The sequence below is a fragment of the Asanoa sp. NPDC050611 genome (assembly GCF_040654855.1).
GTDB lineage: Bacteria > Actinomycetota > Actinomycetes > Mycobacteriales > Micromonosporaceae > Asanoa.
In genome coordinates, this window is sequence record NZ_JBFAIU010000551.1 from 1 (window position 1) to 3101 (window position 3101).

Here is a 3101-nt window from a genome sequence, read left to right on the forward strand (position 1 = left end):
GTGACACAGCCCCGCGTCGCCGGCCATGTCTTCGGCCGTGCGGCGGACGAACCAGCCGAACGCCTCGGCCGGGGATCGATGCCGGAGACGCGGGCGTACGCGGCGGCGTACTCCGTGATGTTCGTGGTCTCTTCGATCTCGAGGCCGGCGACCGTTGGCGGCCGGGCCGCCTGCTCCGGGTCGACCACCATGATCGGCAGTTGGGTGAGCGGCGTGGCGCCTTCGTGTCGCAGGTCGTTCGCGGTGCCGGGGTCGCTGTCCGGACCGACCCACCAGATCCGGGGTACGCCGTGGAGGCGCTCGCGTGCCTGGTCGAGTGCTTGGCGGGTCGGTCGGCCGCGGGTGCGCAGGACGCCGTTGAGGGTCGCGTGTGCGACGTCGCTGCGGTAGGTGACCAGGTCGTCGTCGCTGCTCTGCGTGCTCCAGCCTCGGAGGTACGCGCGGTGGGCGGCGAGGTGATCCACGCGCCCGACGGTAGCGTCGCGGTTCCTCGGCGCCGACCTGGGGTGCTTACGCGTGCTTGAGATCGCGGCGGGCCGCCTCGTAGTGCTTGGTCAGCTCCGCGTCGATCGCCTCGGCGCGGCCCGGTGTCAGGCGCACCGCCGGCTCGAGGTAGGCGCGCTCCCGCATCATCCTGGCCCGCAGGCCGGCCGGCGGGTGGGTGGCGAACAGCGACGCCTCCTCGCGGATGGAGAGTTGGAGCCGGGCGGCGGTGCGCGCGCCGCCGCGGAAGCCGCCGTCGGCCACCGAGGCGCGCCAGGTCGCCGGGCCGTTGCCGGCGCGGGCGTCCCGGGCCACGAGCATGTGCACGACGGAGCCGGCCGCCAGGACCTCCTCCAGCGCGATGGCCCCGGTGGTGCCGGCGACGCGGGCGGCGATGCCGTCGGCCTGGTACTCGGCGCGCTGGCCGTCCCGCAACCCGATCCAGAGCAGGGCGATCTGCCCGAGCAGCAGGGCCTTGCTGAGCAGCGACATCACCACCCGTGAGACCACCTCGGCGATCATGTTGAGGACGCTGCCGCCGGCCGATCCGAAACCGGGCCGCAGGAGCATCGCGGTCTGGCCGAGCATCCGCAGCGCGGGCTGCACCAGCAGCGATCGGCGGCGGTCGCTGTTGACGAAGTGGCCGAACTCGTGGCCCAGCAGCGCGACGCGTTCCTGCGGCTCGAGCACGGCCCAGAGCGGCAGGCCCAGGCCGAGCACCCGCCGGCGCCGGAAGCCGACCGCGGTCGTGTAGGCGTTGAGGTCCCCGTCGACCAGGACCGTCGGCGGTGTCGTCGTGCCGACCGCGCCGGCGACCTCGTCGAGCAGGGCGAACAGGTTCGGCGCCTCGTCGCGGGTGACCTCGTGCCCGTCCAGGTCGTCGAGCCGGCCGAGCCGGGGACGCAGCAGCCAGGCGAGCGCGAGCAGGACGGCGCCGGGGAGGATCCACCAGGACAGGAAGTCCTTGAGGACCAGCAGGACGCCGCCGACGACCATGGCGGCGAAGACCGCGTACAGGACGAGCGCGACGCTGACGACGACGAACCGGGACACGGTGGCCTTGCGGGCCAGGTCGGCCTTGACCAACGCGGCGAACTGCCGCTGCGCGAGCCGGAAGGCCATCCGGTGCAGGCGCCGGTCGACCCAGCGCCAGCCGAACTCGGCCGGTTGCGCGGCGCCGTCGTAGGCGTCGAGGTTCCACTCGCAGCCCGGACACCACGGCAGAGCGCTGCCGAGGGTGGTCGTGGCGGCCGCGCATCGAGGACAGTTCGGCGTGTTCATCGGGAGATGATCATTCTGGTACGTCGATCCCGGCGGCATGGCCTGTTCCGCCGAGGTGCCATCGACCGAAGCGGCTTTTTGTCGGTGGGTCGTGTGAGCATGACGGGCATGGATGCGCGATGGGGTTTCCTCGGGGTTCCGTCCAGCGCGGGCGCGCACACACCGGGTCTGGAGAAAGGGCCTACAGCGGTGCGCGCGGCCGGGCTGGTCCACCTGCTACCCGGCGGTGCCGTCGACCATGGCGACGTGTCGTCGTTCCGGTGGCGGCCCGACCCGCGGCGACCGTCGGCGAAGAACGCGGCCGCGGTGGCCCGGGTGGCGACGTCGGTCGCCGCCGGCACGGCGCGGATCCTGGCCCGCGACCAGCTACCCCTGGTCGTGGGCGGCGACTGCTCGATCACGGCGGGGGTGGTCTCGGGCTTCGCCCTGGCCGGCGCGCCGCCCGCGTTGCTCTATGTCGACGGCGGCCCCGACCTCTTCACACCGGCCACGAGGTCGGTCGGCAACCTCGACGCGATGGGTCTGGCCTGCATGCTCGGGGTGCCAGGCTGCGTGCCGGAGCTGGCGGGCATCGGCCCGTCGACGCCGCTGCTGTCGGCTGACGAGGTCGTGTCCTACGGCCACGCCCTGCCGCCGGGTGACGTCGAGCTGGAGATGCTGGACAAGCTCGCCATCACCCACCTGCACGCCGACGAGATCCATGCTGACCCGGCGGCCGCGGCGTCGCGGGCCCGCGAGGCGATCGAGTCGGCCGGGCCACGCTTCGTCGTCCACTGCGACGTGGACGTGCTGTCCTTTGTCGACACTCCCCTGGCCGACGTGCCGGACTCGGGGGGCGAGCCGATCGGCCTGACCCTGGACGAGCTGGCCACGAGCCTGTCGGTCTTCACGGCGAGCCCCCGGTTCGCGGGCCTGGTGCTGACAGAGATCAACCCGGACCACGCACCCGACCCGAGCGCCGTGACCCGCTTCGTCACCCGGTTCGCCGCGGCTCTGCGCTAGATGTACTCGGGACCTACGGGCACTGGATGCCCGCCTCGCTCGCCCCTCGGCGGTAGGCGGCCAGCGCGCCCCCCAAGAAGAGCGCGAGGACTTCGTCGGCGTGCCGGGGGCTGTCGAGCCCGAGCTGGAACCAGCCGCTGTCACCCGCATCCGCAAAGACGACGCCGGGTTCGGCCTCCAGGATGTCGAAGATCCAGCCGCTGAGCTCGTCCCAATCCACGCCGTACGTCCAGATCGCCTGCCTCGTCACGTGGCTCAACACGCCGACCGGCCAGCTCGTGCCGGGCCCGGTGCACCAGCGGGCGCTCGACTTCGGCTTCGAGTTCGCCGACTTC

General features: G+C 72.8%; 4 protein-coding genes. 1 reads left to right on the forward strand and 3 read right to left on the reverse strand.

Annotated elements, in window-relative coordinates:
• Both AB0H87_RS40005 and AB0H87_RS40010 read right to left on the reverse strand, forming a co-directional pair.
• The coding region (locus AB0H87_RS40005) for a hypothetical protein (protein ID WP_360158486.1) at window positions 1-464 on the reverse strand (464 nt) is incomplete at its 3' end.
• 46 nt (window positions 465-510) lie between these two features.
• Entirely contained in the window at window positions 511-1764 is a 1254-nt protein-coding gene (locus tag AB0H87_RS40010) for a M48 family metalloprotease (RefSeq protein ID WP_360158489.1), read from the reverse strand.
• Window positions 1765-1872: 108 nt separating this feature from the next.
• On the opposite strand from AB0H87_RS40010, the gene AB0H87_RS40015 reads away from it, so the two are divergent.
• On the forward strand, window positions 1873-2766 hold the full coding sequence (locus tag AB0H87_RS40015; protein WP_360158492.1) for an arginase family protein: 894 nt from the start codon (window positions 1873-1875) through the stop codon (window positions 2764-2766).
• A 13-nt stretch (window positions 2767-2779) separates the two neighbouring features.
• On the opposite strand, the gene AB0H87_RS40020 is transcribed toward AB0H87_RS40015, so the two are convergent.
• A partial coding sequence (locus AB0H87_RS40020; RefSeq protein ID WP_360158495.1) for a hypothetical protein occupies window positions 2780-3101 on the reverse strand: 322 nt, incomplete at its 5' end.